Source organism: Novipirellula caenicola, from assembly GCF_039545035.1.
In the GTDB taxonomy this organism is placed as follows: Bacteria; Planctomycetota; Planctomycetia; order Pirellulales; family Pirellulaceae; genus Novipirellula; species Novipirellula caenicola.
Genome location: NZ_BAABRO010000006.1, coordinates 43352 through 58708, shown reverse-complemented (window position 1 = coordinate 58708; position 15357 = coordinate 43352). Strand labels below are relative to the sequence as shown.

General features: G+C 55.9%; 8 protein-coding genes. 2 read left to right on the top strand and 6 right to left on the bottom strand.

Translation table 11 applies throughout. The annotated features are described in order from the left end of the window. Positions 1-116 precede the first annotated feature (116 nt). The gene (locus ABEA92_RS14030) at positions 117-1736 is read left to right on the top strand and encodes a sulfatase (protein ID WP_345684471.1); all 1620 of its coding nucleotides are present in this window, start codon (positions 117-119) and stop codon (positions 1734-1736) included. 65 nt (positions 1737-1801) lie between these two features. Beyond that, the gene (locus tag ABEA92_RS14025; RefSeq protein WP_345684470.1) at positions 1802-3208 is read left to right on the top strand and encodes a sulfatase family protein; all 1407 of its coding nucleotides are present in this window, start codon (positions 1802-1804) and stop codon (positions 3206-3208) included. 1756 nt (positions 3209-4964) lie between these two features. Here the strand turns inward: ABEA92_RS14025 and ABEA92_RS14020 are convergent. The 6 genes from ABEA92_RS14020 to ABEA92_RS13995 form a co-directional block, all read right to left on the bottom strand. Then, positions 4965-5957 carry a quinone oxidoreductase family protein gene (locus ABEA92_RS14020; protein ID WP_345684469.1) on the bottom strand — a complete coding sequence of 331 codons (993 nt, stop codon included), beginning with the start codon at positions 5955-5957 and terminating at the stop codon, positions 4965-4967. Between the two features lie 54 nt (positions 5958-6011). Continuing rightward, positions 6012-9017 carry an FG-GAP-like repeat-containing protein gene (locus ABEA92_RS14015; protein WP_345684468.1) on the bottom strand — a complete coding sequence of 1002 codons (3006 nt, stop codon included), beginning with the start codon at positions 9015-9017 and terminating at the stop codon, positions 6012-6014. 146 nt (positions 9018-9163) lie between these two features. Then, on the bottom strand, positions 9164-12268 hold the full coding sequence (locus ABEA92_RS14010) for an FG-GAP-like repeat-containing protein (RefSeq protein WP_345684467.1): 3105 nt from the start codon (positions 12266-12268) through the stop codon (positions 9164-9166). Between the two features lie 148 nt (positions 12269-12416). Then, complete coding sequence (locus ABEA92_RS14005; RefSeq protein ID WP_345684466.1) at positions 12417-12611, bottom strand: hypothetical protein; 195 nt, start codon at positions 12609-12611, stop codon at positions 12417-12419. A gap of 115 nt (positions 12612-12726) precedes the next feature. Next, entirely contained in the window at positions 12727-13935 is a 1209-nt protein-coding gene (locus ABEA92_RS14000; RefSeq protein ID WP_345684465.1) for a DUF1559 family PulG-like putative transporter, read from the bottom strand. 261 nt (positions 13936-14196) lie between these two features. Next, positions 14197-15204, bottom strand: coding sequence for a LacI family DNA-binding transcriptional regulator (locus ABEA92_RS13995; RefSeq protein WP_345684464.1), 1008 nt, complete (start codon positions 15202-15204; stop codon positions 14197-14199). Positions 15205-15357: the final 153 nt, after the last annotated feature.

Genomic DNA, 15357 nt, shown 5'->3' with positions numbered 1-15357 from the left:
TACCCAGGTTGATGACACGCGTGCAGTCGCCGATGCCGCAGGCTACAATGAGATCCCTCCATCCCGTCGGCATGCCGAACCCTAATCCTTTCAAAAACCGCTTCGAGAGGCCCCTCGTGAAACGCAGCCCCCGTTCGACCTTTCTACGTTTCTTCGTCCTGGCGTCGTTCGCAGCAGTGAACGCGGCAACCCAGTCGCTCGCTGCGAATGACAACAACCATCCGGTTCAATCCAAACCCAACATCATCGTCTATATGGTCGACGACTTGGGATGGAATCATATCAGCGCGAAACAGGCGACCATGGGGACGACGAAAGAGGTCTACCAAACACCGACGATCGAAAGAATCGCCGCCGGCGGACTCAGCTTTACGCATGCCTATGCCCAACCCAATTGTGCTCCCACCCGAGCGGCGATGTTGTCGGGTCAATATCCGGCCCGTGTCAACAACAATGTTTATGTGGTCGGACATCTGAACCGTTTTGGCGGAGGCGGAATCAAAAAGGAAGCCGCTCGTTTCGAAGGGCCCAAGCAATCCGAGGATGTTGCTCCGGAGGCGATCACGGTGGCCGAGGCGCTTAAGCAAAACGGCTACGCCACCGCTCATATCGGCAAATTCCACGTTGGCGGTCATCGCGGCGAAGCAACGATGCCCGAAAATGTCGGCTTCGATATCAATTTGGGCGGATATGGCCAAGGTCATCAACCAACCTGTTTTGCTTCACAGAAAAACGACAAGTGGAAATTCAAAGGTGTCGGACTCGGACACTTTGATCGCTACGCCGCTCCGTATGACAACGCCTATTTGACGAAACGAGGACTGCCAAAATCGCTGCTCGATACGCCCAAGCACATCAGTGATGCGTTAGGCGATGCGATGCAAGACACCGTCAAAGAGCTTGCCAGCGGCGACAAACCTTTCTATTTGCAATTTCACACCTACGCGGTGCATGGACCGGTTCGCGCTCGGCCGGACCTAAAACAAGCTGCCATCGATCGCATCGGCGGTGCAAATAAAAAGATGGCCGAGTATGTCGGCTTCATCGCAGGCGTCGATGAAAACTTGGCCCGGATACTGGCGATGCTCGAGGATCCCAATGGCGATGGTAACCCCGACGACAGCATCGCGGCCAACACGCTGATTCTATTTACCTCGGACAATGGCGGTACTCACGCAGACAATCAACCGCTGCGAGGCGAAAAAGGAATGCTGACCGAAGGCGGCATTCGCGTTCCCCTGATCGCCTATTGGCCTAGCGTGATTCCGGCGGGCACCGTCACGGATCATAAAGTCCACTCGGTTGACTATTACCCAACCTACCTTGAGCTAGCCGGAAAAGAATGGGTTCCCCCGTCAGACCAACATCCGCTGGACGGCGAGTCGTTTGCCGATGTGTTGCGAAATCCCAACACGCAGCGAACGCGAAACACCGTGTTCTATCTGTTCCCTGGCTACATGGACAAACGAGCCGAACCGGCCGTTTCTGCAATCGCAGACATCGATGGCCAACGTTACAAGTTGATGTACGTCTACGAGACCGATTCGTGGGAGCTGTACTGTTTGAGCAAAGATCAAGGTGAAACCAAGAATCTGATCAAGACACGTCCTGAAATTGCCTCGACGATCTCCAAACAGATGAATGCTTGGCTGAATCAAAAACACCCCACTTGGCAACCGAAGTATCCGATCGACAAGCAGACCGGGAAACCGGCAGGGCCTCCGAAATCGCTGTAAGTTATTACCGTGATGCGAAAAGCGGCTTAACCATGGTTCAGTACGGAACAAAACAAGGAAATTCGATGCGTCTCCTCTTTGCATTTTCGCTGACGGTTTTGTTGGCATTGGAAGCGACCGCTGCGGATAAACCCAACGTCATTTTGGTCATGTGCGATGATCTTGGCATCGGAGATCCCCGGTGCTTTAACGCCGAGTCGCCCATCCACACGCCACACATTGACGCGATGGCAGCCGACGGATTGAAGTTCAATCGTTTTTACGCTGCTGCCCCCGTATGCAGCCCCACACGCGGCAGTTGTTTGACCGGCCGTCATCCGTTTCGCTACGGCATCTATTTCGCAAATACCGGGCATCTAAAACAGGACGAGATCACGCTTCCCGAGCTATTGAAAAAGCACGGCTATGCCACGGGGCATTTTGGAAAATGGCACCTCGGAACATTGACAACCACGGTCAAAGATGCCAATCGCGGCGGCCCCCAAGGAGCCAAACATTTCTCACCGCCACGACAACATGGTTACGACGACAGCTTTGTGACCGAATCGAAAGTTCCCACTTATGATCCCATGATCAAACCGGCCAATGCCAAAGACAACGGCCACTGGGATGCGATCTCTGACAAAGCGAATGCCAAACCCTACGGAACACACTACTGGGATCACGCCGGCAACCCGGTTACCGAGAATCTCGAGGGCGATGATTCCCGTGTGATCATGGACCGCGCGATCCCGTTTATCGAGAATGCGGTGTCCGAAGAAACCCCTTTCTTTGCTGCGGTTTGGTTCCACGCGCCGCACTTGCCAGTCGTCGCCGGTGAAGAGCACGCCAAACATTACCAGGATCACGAGAGTTATGAACGCAATTATTACGGATGCGTCACGGCGTTGGACGAACAGGTGGGCCGATTGCGAGCGAAGCTGGCTGAATTGAACGTCGCCGACAATACGATGCTGTGGTTCTGTAGCGACAATGGCCCCGAAGGGAGTGCCGGAAAAGCTCCGGGTTCCGCAATCGACTTTCGCGGCCGCAAACGTTCGTTGTACGAAGGCGGTGTTCGCGTACCAGGGATATTGGTGTGGCCGGGACATACCCAGGCTGGATCGACGACCGATTTCCCTGCCGTCACAAGCGACTACCTACCGACCGTGCTCGCGGCGATCGGAGCCGAGTATCCCGATTCGCGTCCGATCGACGGCATCTCGCTGATCGATGCGATTGCCAACCCAAAATTGCAGCGAAGCCAACCGATCGGATTCCAATCCGGCAAACAGCAAGCGTGGCATCAGGGCTCCTACAAAATCATCAGCACAGACAGTGGCAAGACGTGGGAGTTGTACGATTTGCATCAAGATCCAAGTGAAAGTCATGATCTAGCTGATCGTCATCCCGAGCGAGTCAATAGCATGAAGCAAGCCTTCACCGCATGGCAAGCATCATGCAAATCTAGTGACAATGGACAGGATTATTAGGTGAGTCCCCGCAGGGACGTCATGCCGCCACTTTGTGGCTGTTCCTGAGTCCCGCAGGGACGGCTTGTTGTAGCCGCGAGGCGTGAGCCCGTGGATGCGGGGGCAAACATGATCACAAAACCCCGAAGGGGTGACAGGAATCGCGGGTGTGGAATCTCCTGTCGTCCCTTCGGGACTTGCGACGCACAACGTGTACGCGTTCCAAGAGCTGACGCCCATGGCTACAACCTGTCGCCACTTCGTGGCTGTTCGTAAGTCCCGCAGGGACGGCTTGTTGTAGCCACGAGGCGTGAGCCCGTGGATGCGGGGGTAATCACGATCGCAAAGCCCCGAAGGGGCGACAGGAATCGCGGTCATGGAATCTCCTGTCGTCCCTTCGGGACTTGCGGTGTACAACGTGTACGCCTTCCATGGGCTGACGCCCATGGCGACAACCTGTCGCCACTTCGTGGCTGTTCGTGAGTCCCGAAGGGACGGCTTGTTGTAGCCACGGGGCGTGAGCCCGTGGATGCGGGGGTAATCACGATCGCAAAGCCTCGAAGGGGCGACAGGAATCGCGGTCATGGAATCTCCTGTCGTCCCTTCGGGACTTGCGGCGCACGACGTGTACGCGTTCCATGGGCTGACGCCCATGGCTACTACCTGTCGCCACTTCGTGGCTGTTCGTAAGTCCCGAAGGGACGGCTTGTTGTAGCCACGAGGCGTGAGCCCGTGGATGCGGGGGTAATCACGATCGCAAAGCCCCGAAGGGGCGACAGGAATCGCGGTCATGGAATCTCCTGTCGCCCTTCGGGACTTGCGGCGCACAACGTGTACGCGTTCCAAGAGCAGCCTGCCGCCACTTTGTGGCTGTTCGTGAGTCCTGAAAGGACGGCTTGTTGTAGCCACGGGGCGTGAGCCCGTGGATGCGGGGGCAAACACGGTCACAAAGCCCCGAAGGGGCGACAGGAATCGCGGTCATGGAATCTCCTGTCGTCCCTTCGGGACTTGCGGTGTACAACGTGTACGCCTTCCATGGGCTGACGCCCATGGCTACAACCTGTCGCCACTTTGTGGCTGTTCGTGAGTCCTGAAAGGACGGCTTGTTGTAGCCACGGGGCGTGAGCCCGTGGATGCAGGGGGCAATCACGGTCACAAAGCCCCGAAGGGGCGACAGGATTCCCGGGCGTGGATCTCCTGTCGTCCCTTCGGGACTTTCGGCGCACGACGTGCACGCCTTCCATGGGCTGACGCCCATGGCTACAACCTGCCGCCACTTTGCAGCTGCCGGTTAGTCCTGAAAGGACGGCTTGTTGTAGCCACGGGGCGTGAGCCCGTGGATGCGGGGGCAATCACGGTCACAAAGCCCCGAAGGGGCGACAGGAATCGCGGGCGTGGAATCTCCTGTCGTCCCTTCGGGACTTGCGGCGCACGACGTGTACGCGTTCCATGGGCTGACGCCCATGGCTACTACCTGTCGCCACTTTGTGGCTGTTCGTGAGTCCCGAAGGGACGGCTTGTTGTAGCCACGGGGCGTGAGCCCGTGGATGCGGGGGCAAACGCGATCGCAAAGCCCCGAAGGGGCGACAGGAATCGCGTGCATGGAATCTCCTGTCGTCCCTTCGGGACTTGCGGCGCACGACGTGCACGTCTTCCATGGGCTGACGCCCATGGCTACAACCTGCCGCCACTTCGTGGCTGTTCGTGAGTCCCGAAGGGACGGCTGTCGCCACTTCGTGGCTGTCCTTGCTCTTGATGGGATCTTTAGCAAGATCCACTACGGGGTTAGGACCAATTTGCCGGTGAGATTGCCTTGGTTTTTGAGCGTTTGCTTTTCTTGCAATGCATGCGCCTCGGCGGCTTCGCTGAGCGGCATCACTCGGTCGATCAACGGGCGAAGCTGTTTTGCGGATAACCAACGATTGATGTCATCGGCGGCAGCTTGTTGTTCTTCCGCACTCGCCTTGAGCAACATGAATCCGTGCAGCGAACAGCCTTTGACGTAAAACGGGCCCACGGGGAACTCCGGCCGCGCATCGCGACCTGCCATCACGACCATTCGGCCGCGTGCCGCCATGGCACCAATGGCAAAATCAAAATCGGGCTCCCGCAGCGTTTCGAAAAAAACATCGACTCCCTCTGCCGCCGCCGTTTGCAACTCACTGGCAACATCACTGGCGCGATAATCGATAACGACATCGGCACCGAGATCACGACACCGCTTCACCTTTTCTTCACCGCCAGCGGTCGCGATCACGCGTGCTCCGATGGCTTTGGCCATTTGCACCACGGCCGATCCGACACCGCCGGTGCCACCATGCACAAAGATCGTTTCCCCCGGCTGCAAACGTGCTTCGCGAACGATTCCCAAATGAGCCGTGATCCCAACTAGCGCGATCGCCGCAGCGTCTTCGTCCCGAACATCCTCCGGGATGGCATGCAGCCACTGTGCATCGACTGCGCACAATTCTGAAAACGTGCCTTGATGGCCAGCAGAACTGTGCTGCACTCCCCAAACTCGATCGCCGACTTTGAACCGAGTCACCTTGGCTCCGACTGCTTCGACGGTGCCGGCCAGGTCCGAACCGATGACGTAAGGACTTGGCAAATTGGCGGCCACCGCACCGCTGCGGATGTACAGATCGATCGGATTGACCGAGACCGCCCCCACTCGCACCAGCACCTGCGACTCGGTTATTTCCGGCACCGGCAATTCGCCATATTGGATCGACGAAGCAGGTCCAGTCTGTTCAATAAAAGCAGCTTTCATAGACGGCAACTCAAGTGAAGATGGGGGATCGAGCCAGAGATTTTTGCAGAAACGCTATTGTAGCGTAGTGTCCCAGGCCGATTCACCCTCGATCAACATCCAACGAGTGTCGCAGGTCAATCGCTCAAAAACCTGTTCCCGGCCGCTTGGCCACACCACGCTGACTCGATCGACCGAATCGGCTGCCCCGAGTCCAAAGCAAAGTACCGGCTCGTTCTTTGCACAGTAACCATCTCCGGTGTTGACCGTTTGCGTGATCGATCGCGAGTCAAACTCGACCGTCACTCGCGCCCCGATCGCGTCTCGTTCTGATGTCGTCCCTACCAACTCGAGCTGCAGCCAATGATGCGACGTGGAGGTTTGGTTTTCAAGCAAGACCGCATTCTGCTTCAGATCCGTGATGACAACATCGACACGTCCATCACGGTTGAAGTCGCATTTTGCCATCGCTCGCGAAAAATGCATGCCGTTCCAATAGCCATCGTCGCCAGAAACCTCTTGCAATTCAAATCGGTTTCCCCGCCCCGCCAAAAGTTGCGTGGGCATTGCAAATAAACTTCCGGTGGCGGTCAGATCCTCGATGTGCCCATTGCCGACGATCAAGTCCCACACGGCGTTGTTGTCATAATCAATCGCCTGGGTTCCAAACCCCAACATTTTTCGTGACACCGTGTCCAATTGATACGGCACTGCGGAATCGACAAACACGCCTGCGTCGTTCTGCATGTATTGATTGGACCACTCATTTTCAAAATTGGTGATATGCAAATCGGTTCGTCCATTGCCATCGAAATCGGCTGCAGCAATTCCCATGCACGCCATCGGCTTGCCCGCACTTCCGTACGCCACGCCTCGTGACACCGCGACATCCACCATTGCCGAACGCAAATCATCAGAGTCATGACGCACCCACAATTGATTCGCTCGTAGATCGTTTGCGACAAACACATCGTTACCAGGCGTTTGATCCAAATCCGTAACCAACAAGGCTAGCCCGGTACTAAAGCCGTCTGCATCTTGATCCCCGAGCGGTTTTGGCATCATCGTTCCATCGCCGACGGAAACCCAGACGCGATCCATTGCGGGTTTAAATTGCAACGGTCCCGGCAACGAGACGGGCTTGCCATCGGTGTCATACTGGATCGGATCAAAAATGCGTGGATCATCCAGATAGTTGATCTCGATAATGTCCGGAAGCGCGTCGCCTGTCACGTCGGCGATCGCCACACTGCTGGTGAACGACGACACCTCTGCGAGTGAGTCGTCGGCAAGCGGACGAAAGCTACCATCCCCTTGGTTGATCAACAGTTCGTTTCGCCCCAAGTTGCCGATCATCAAATCGGCGAAACCGTCTTGGTTAAAATCCCCCGCGGTCACCCCGACGGCGTACCCTCGATTGTCCGCCGCGGCCCCCGTGATGACGTTTGTAAATTGACCGTCCTGATTTCGAAACAACGCATTGGAATGAGCCGAAATCCCAGCGGGCGGAGTTGTCGCCGCTTGCCCAAAATAGAAGTCGATGTGTCCATCTCGATCAAAATCCAGACATGCGACTCCGCCTCCGAAGGCTTGAAAAATTAGGAATTCACGTTCTACCGGGACGGCGGCATTGCGATAGCGATACTCGAGCCCGACTTGCTCGGCGACGTTTGAGAAAACAGCTTTGATCGGAGGGAAATCGTCGCGAGTCGCTGTAACATGCGAGACGGTTTTGATCGCAGCCTCGGTGGTGGATGAAACAGGCTTGAGCATGGCGAACCAGCGATCCAGCGACGGCAACTCTCGTGGATCAAGCCCACACAAGATCGTCGATTCGTCGCTGCCGGAGGGAAACTCGGCCAGGACGCGTGACTTGTAACTGCCAATCTGATGACGCTGGGGTGACTGAGGCGAGAAAATAGCCAAGGCGAATTCCTGCCATGCAATCGCCTCCAACGACCGCCCCACACTCATCAACCCGGTCGCCACATCGACAAACGCTTGCGAATTCGGATGCGTTGAACCGCGGATCGTTCGGACGTTGTGTCCCAGCGTATCGAGCAACTGGGATCGTGTACGAAACAATTCGGCTTGCGACGTGCGTCCCGCATTTTCAAGCGACTGAATCATCCCATAGTGAGCGTCCAAACTGTGCGGTTCTTTCTGGATCGCATTTGCAAAACAAGCGATCGCTGCATCGTCTTTGTCGTGGATCGCCAAGTTGCCGCAAGCAATCCAGTAATCGGGATACCGCTGGCACTGAATCGGTGCCGAGGCAACCCAATCCCTTAGCAGCGGATACATCTGCGCGTCGGCCAGCGAGCGGGCATGCAATGACAAGATCGCTGGATCGGTGCGTCGCCCACTCGGGTCAAACTCACTCAAATACTGAAGTGCCCGACGAGGATTCCCGTCGATGCGATAGGCCAAAGCGACACTCATCAAGCTCAATTGATGCTTCGGCCACTCGCTGCGATCCTGCGGAATATCCTTCACTGCCACCCACGACCGATCGGGAAAGATCAAGCTGACCAGTTCGTCAAGCGTCATCGAATGGTCGCGAATCAGAATTCGAAGCTGCTCATTGGCGTCAAACAGGTATCCTTGTTGATTCAGCATTTGAGCCAACCGCCGCCGAGCTTCGTAAAACTCGGGCGACCGTGTCAGCAGTGACTCGAGCCGCGTGATCGCTTCTTCGACCGCTCCGTCGTGATACAACAGGTTTGCCGCATGAGCCTGCAGATCGTCGTGACGTTGCGGATGCACATCCACCATCCGGTCCAACAGCGATACCGCGCCCGCGATGTCCTGATCGGCGACCAACACCCGCAGCATCAACGTGTTGAATCGCAAATCATCAGGATCCTCGATCAACAAATCACGGATCACCAACGAGGCTTCCGACGTGGCCCCCGCGTCGATCAACCGCACGGCGGACTCCATTCGCTGTGATTGCGTCCGCGAAGATTCCGCTGCGGATTCCGAGTGGTTTGCGATCGGATCCACGTTTGCCGTGACTTCGTTTGCCTCACGACAGCCGACCACTCCCACGGTCATGACGAACCATAGCACCATTAACATGCAACTGCGGCTCCACGCGTCGAATCGCCGTCTTTCACCGAAGAAACATCTTCGATACAGCAAGAGGACGTTCACGAAATCAATGATCATGTCGGACCGCGACCGGCGATCCTTTTTACTTGAGCCAGGGATTGTGATTCGCATCGTTACCACCTAAATGCGTCCGCGTCTGCTTGCACGAGCAACCAGCGAGAATTGATCGACAGTCGATGGAATCGCTGTTGTTGACCATCGGGCCAATTCACCACGACATCGCAATCACCACTCGCGCTACCCATTCCGACTCGGATCACACGCTCGTTGCTACACAAAAATCCGTCACCCGAGATTTGCCCCGCGGTCCACTGTTGATCGCCCGACTCGATATGGACGGTCGCACCAATTGCGTCTCGCGAGCAATCGCGTCCGACAAGTTGTAATTCCAACCAATTTCCCGACGGTTTACTGTGGTTGATCAGCAGCGCAACAGGTTCGGTTTGGTGTGTCACGACCAAATCGGTTCGTCCATCACGATTGGCATCCAGTGTCCAGAGGGCACGTCCAACGTGGGGCGACTTCAAATATTCGCCGGCGATCCGATCAGCAATCGAAGTGAATTCGTTGGCGTTCGCACCATGGTCGAGCCAACGACGCTGAAACACCTGCATCGGTTGGGCATAGAACGCAGCACGGTCGCCACTGGGATAGTGGTCCACATGTCCATTGGACACCACCAGCTCGAGAACCGCGTCATTATCAAGATCAACCGCTTGGGTGCCAAAGCCGACCATCGGTAGCGTCGGTTGATACAGTTGGCGAATGGTCGTTTGGTCACGCCACAACCCGTCACGCTGTTGATCATGATAGGTATTGCCTTCGTTGACAAAGTTTGTGACATAGAAATCGGTGTCGCCATCGCGGTCAAAATCGGCCACGGCAATGCCCATCGAACCTTGAGCCGCAGAGCGGTCATCCGATCCAAGGCCACGCAAAATGGCGGATTCGGACATTTGATAATCGGCGGCCGATTGCGAGTCGTGACTGCGGGTCCAGTAATGGTTGCTGGTCATGTCGTTTGCGACAAACACATCCACGCCCGGTTGCTGATCGAACTGGCCTGCGATCACGCCCAGACCACGTCCCGGAACCGAGGCCGTCGCATTCCACTGAGTTGTTCGATCTATAAAGTCTCCGTCGCCGTGACTTTTCATGAACGAATCGGCTGCGGCGGGAAAAACGATTGGCGAGCAGGCTCGCGCGATCTCGGCGTCCGCACCGCGACATATTTTGCTGACTGGTTCTAGCCCGTCGCAGTAGTTGACAATCACCAGGTCCGCTAAACCGTCTGCGTCCAAATCCGCGATCGCGGCACTTGTCGACCAGGTCGACGCATTGCGGTCGCCCAAACGCTCGCTTGCATCAGCGAAGGTGCCGTCGCCGTTGTTGACCCACAACGTGTTGGGGCCATAGTTCAACACCAAGATGTCGGGAAATCCATCTTCGTTGACATCACCGATCGCCACGCCTTGCCCAAAGCCTCGATCATCGGCCCCCGCCTGAATCGACACATCGGAAAACCGACCACCGAGATTTCTGATCAACCCGTTGGCGGCCGAATCGAATTTGCCCGGTGTTCCGCCAGCGGCGGCTATGTAAAGATCAACCCAACCATCGAGATCGAAATCGATCGCCCCACCACCACATCCGACCGTTTGATAGAACATCACCCCCGGCCGGTCCAAATCATCACCGGTGCGTCCAAAGAATTCCAAACCACGCTGGTTTGCTTCGTCGACCAACGCCAACGTTTCCGCTTGACCTGCACGCCGCATCGAAGGTGCCCCCGACGACGTGGGCGACAAGCCGTTTTTGATCGCAGCACGATCCGAGGCAACCAATTGTGGCAGCGGCACATCACTCAAATCGAGCGTCAGCTCTGGGTGCAAAACCAAACTTTGCCAAGACGTGTCCTTGCGAAGCGCGGCGATGATTGATTGACGTACTTGTTTCACGGGAACATTGTCGCCGTTAACCAAAGTGGTGGCAAACGCGGCCCATGCCTCGGCTTCCCAAAGTCGCCCGAGCTGCTGCAACGTGGTGGCAATCTCGATCGCCGTGCGACGATCTGGATGCTCACGCCGCGTCATCGATAACTTTAGTTCAACTAATCGGCTGAGCTGAACTGCCCGATTTTCGATCGCGGCAATCGTCTCGGCGTCCAGACGACTGGGCAAATTTTGTAACCGTCTAAGTGACGTACTGAATTTCACCCACGCCTCGCGAGCATCCGCATCGCGACGTGTTGCTTCCCAATACGCCCGCGTTGCTTCCGCATCGCGTTGCTGCGAACTTGCGAAATCACCGATAGCGATCCAGTAATTTGGGTAGCGATCGATGGCATTGCCATGTTTTTTGGCAAGCTGGATCAATTCGCTTTCGCGATGCTGAGCGAACAACACACGGCACCGAAGCGCGAGCGCCGGGGCGTAATTCGGGTGAAAGCGAAGACTGTCCTGCAACCGTGATGCCGCATCCTGCATATTGCCCAGGTCGTATTGAATCTTTGCTTCGGCAATCATCGGACGATGATCCGTCGCATGTCGCCGTGCCATCTCCGTCAACGGATCCGCGGTTTCGGTGTGTGTTTCGCTACTGCATAGCGCCAACAACAATGGCAAATCAAATTGGCGGTGGCGAACCAGAAAACGTCCATGGGGAATGCCACGAACGTGATCTTCGACTCCGTTGTAGAAATTGAACAACATCCGCCGCATCGCATGTTGTTGCGGATGCCGATCAATGAACTCCTCCAACAAGTCGATTGCGTCGTAGACCCGACCGGTGACTGCGAGGGTTGCAACCGTTTGTTGTAGCCGTGATAAATTGTCGAGCGATTCGGCACGACAGGCATCGATCATCAGATCGCCAGCCAAATGTGGCTTTTGGTTTTCCAACGCGACGCGAGCTACCGAGGCGATCGCATCGGCGTCTTGCGGATAACGCGATAACACGACGGGGGACAACTCCCATGCCTCGGTCCAACGTTGACCGTCGATCGCGTCATTCAGCGATTGCAGCGAATCTGAAGCTTGCGGTGAATTGGACGCTTGCCGTGAAGCAGTGGACTGCAGTGAATCCGAGCCCAACTGCAAATCAGCGTTACTTGACCGATCGCAGCCGCTGATGAGAAACAACCAGAGCAGCGTCAGCCGGATGATCCCCCGCGACAACCGAAGGGAAGCGGCAGAGGGTCGATCCGCTGGGAATGTCATAGAAAAAACCTCGTCAAATTCCGACGAGTCATCGGTATCACGAGGTGGAAGCGAAGCGGTTCACCGCTTCGAACAAAGTGCCAATCGATGGCACAACAGGGCGAGCCATCAAGACACGCCCTGTCGACCATGCGATCTGGTTTCGCCATTATTGGCTACGATCGCCTTTTCTTGATTCGGCCATCGATTTAGCGTAGTCGGCATCTCGAGCATCAAGCTGTGCTTGGATTTCAGGAGTCGGACCACCGACGATCGCGGGCGTATCCGAATCGCCGCATCCGGTGATGGTTAACGTTCCAAGGAACAAAGCGGTGCAACACAGTTGCGTTAGTGAAATTTTCATGATTGGGTATTGGGTCGAGTGGAAAGTTTGAAGACAGAGTAAGCGGCGAGCGATAGGATTGCCGCCTCGTGCAACCGAGGGTTGCACGAGAAAACCGGGAGTGCCGATCGGCGGATTAAAATTCGCTGACCGTCTCTTTACTTGCTCGCGTACCAAGCGCCCCCCACAATCCATAAGGACTCTTTGAACCCGGAGCCGAAATGCCGGTTCGGCTGAATTCAACCATGTGAGCTTCTTGGTTACCCGATTCGATCGAATTGGTAACGAACTTGATCGCACCGTCGCCCATCAGCACATGACAACCACCTTGGTGGCGACTGCTCGGAGGTGCAATGCCTTCTTGACCAGGCCATTCGCCTTGGTAGCACAGCGTGCTATTGGGCGGCAGGATGGTCATCATGCCAGTATGCAAGTGCTCACCGGTCATCCACTGGTAACCACGACCGTAGATGGAACCGTGTGCCTTGATGATGGTGTTCGTTCCCGAGGCCCAGAAGCGAGGACGTTGGGGATCAACCGATCCGTCGGTTCGACAGATCGACGGAGTTGCTTTGACGGGCTTAAAAATAGCCGCATCGGTCGTGATGTCACGGTCGCCCAGATCCGTATTGATCTCGCCACCGATGATCGTATTGGAAAGACCGTCCAAGATATCGCGAAATGCCATCTTTTGGTGAACGACAAAGGCACCACGTTGTCCGGCTCGGCACCACTCTGCATCCGCCGACGTGACGACCAACGTTTGGTTCACCGCACCGGATTCTGCTTTGGAAAACGAATCCCCAAGACAACATGCATAGTTCGTACGTCCCATGCCTGGCAAGCCAGTGCCGGGATCCGACGGACAACGGAAACTTGGTAATTCGGTCATTCCCGGGGGATAAACATAGTTGCTGCCCGGCTTAGGTCCCATCGCAGTCCACGATGGTGTTCGCGGGACAAGTCCACCACCCGCACTGAGTTCAAAACCAAGCGGATTGGAGATTTGTTCCCAGATCGCTTGCTGCTCAATAAACGGCGTGATTGGAACAAGCCAACTGAGTTGACTTTGGTTGGTCACATTCGTTCCGTCCCACCAGGCCCCGGTTGTGGGATCCAACCCGGTCCCCGTTTTCTGCTTCGGCAACTGGTTGTAAGCGGAGTGGTAATTGTGAACTGCAAGCCCGATTTGCTTGAAGTTGTTGCTACAGCTCATGCGGCGAGCCGCCTCACGAGCCGCTTGGACCGCGGGAAGCAGCAGTCCGACTAACACGCCAATGATCGCGATCACGACGAGAAGTTCGACGAGCGTAAAACCCGCCTTGGAAGTTTGGGAGCGGAACATAATAAGATAGCCTTTGGAAAGAAAAGAGAGTAAAACACGACCGTGTTTTATGCTTGAGACGCTACGTAACATTCATTCTTTGTCGAAGCTCACCGATCACCCATGGATACAACCGCGGGCAATGAGGTAGCAGGGGTGCTTTTTAACTTGGACCTCCTCGCCATGGGCGTCGTAAGGATGATGGTGAGAAAACGAAAACGGGTTCAAAAACGAAACCTGCCGAAAAACCAGCTAAACGTCGGCGGAGCCGGGAGCGAACATTCATCGCAGTACCCTCGCTACCGATTCACGACATTTCAGTTCGGCTTGTAACGTTGGCAGCACGCAGGGTTTGCCTTGCATTAATTGGACGAGCCCCGCCGCGGCGGCCGCTCCCATCTCCGTCCCTGGTTGCCGGACCGTGGTTAACGGCGGAGTCACATAAGCCGATTCACCCTGGTCATCAAACCCGACAATGGACACATCCTCGGGAACACGAATCCCATGCCGCTGTAAAGCCAGTCTAGCGCCATAGGCAACCATGTCATTTGCACAGAACACCGCAGTGAAGGATTTGCCTCGCATCAACAGCGAGCTGATCCCGACAATACCCGACTGTGCCGAGAAGTCTCCTTCGAGCACCAAGCCCGGATCCAGCTCGATGCCCGCGTCAGCGAGGGCTTTGGCGTAGCCGTCGAATCGCCGCATCGCATCCTGATGCTGCTTGATCCCTTGGATGATCGCGATGTCGCGATGCCCAAAATCAATCAAGTGTTTCGTTGCGTCGTAGGCGGCGCTGATGTTGTCGATATAGACACATTGGTTTTCCCACCCCGGAATCTCTTTGCCGACGACGATCGTTGGCAATCGCTCTTTGAGTTCATTTAATTGTTGTTCAGGAAGATCACCGCCCAGCAGCAACATTCCATCCACTTTTCGTCCCAGCACCGCTCGGATCACTTCCAATGCAGTGCTCTCTTCCCATTGACCGTCGACGAATAGCGGCGAGTAACCGGTTCCGGCAAAGCCTTGGATGACCCCTTGCATAATCATGTCGTAAAAGGGGCTGCCAATTTTCTGAGTCAACACACCCACCGTCATCGAACGTCCGCTGGCGAGGCTTCGAGCGAAGGCGTTGGCTTGATAGCCAAGCGACTCCATCGCCTCGAGCACGACTTTGCGTGTCTGCTGATTGACCACCGACTTGTCGTTCAAGACACGCGACACCGTGCTCTTGCTGACGTTGGCTCGCGCCGCGATGTCGCTGATGGTGGTTCCGTTGAGTTTCATGGGGGCTCGCTTCGAGTAAGGCTTCTGCAACCGGTTTCATTAAATCTACGCACCTACCCCCAAGCACTGCAACCGGTTTCTCTAAAGTTTTCGCAAAACCCCGTTTTCGTGACGTCTTTCCGAAATCTGATTGCAACCGGTTTCAATGACTGC

Excerpts from the sequence above, each read along its gene's own strand:
- ABEA92_RS14025 (WP_345684470.1), top strand. The coding sequence starts at position 1,802 with ATGCGTCTCCTCTTTGCATTTTCGCTGACGGTTTTGTTGGCATTGGAA.
- ABEA92_RS14020 (WP_345684469.1), bottom strand. The coding sequence starts at position 5,957 with ATGAAAGCTGCTTTTATTGAACAGACTGGACCTGCTTCGTCGATCCAA.
- ABEA92_RS14015 (WP_345684468.1), bottom strand. The coding sequence starts at position 9,017 with ATGTTAATGGTGCTATGGTTCGTCATGACCGTGGGAGTGGTCGGCTGT.
- ABEA92_RS14010 (WP_345684467.1), bottom strand. The coding sequence starts at position 12,268 with ATGACATTCCCAGCGGATCGACCCTCTGCCGCTTCCCTTCGGTTGTCG.
- ABEA92_RS14005 (WP_345684466.1), bottom strand. The coding sequence starts at position 12,611 with ATGAAAATTTCACTAACGCAACTGTGTTGCACCGCTTTGTTCCTTGGA.
- ABEA92_RS14000 (WP_345684465.1), bottom strand. The coding sequence starts at position 13,935 with ATGTTCCGCTCCCAAACTTCCAAGGCGGGTTTTACGCTCGTCGAACTT.
- ABEA92_RS13995 (WP_345684464.1), bottom strand. The coding sequence starts at position 15,204 with ATGAAACTCAACGGAACCACCATCAGCGACATCGCGGCGCGAGCCAAC.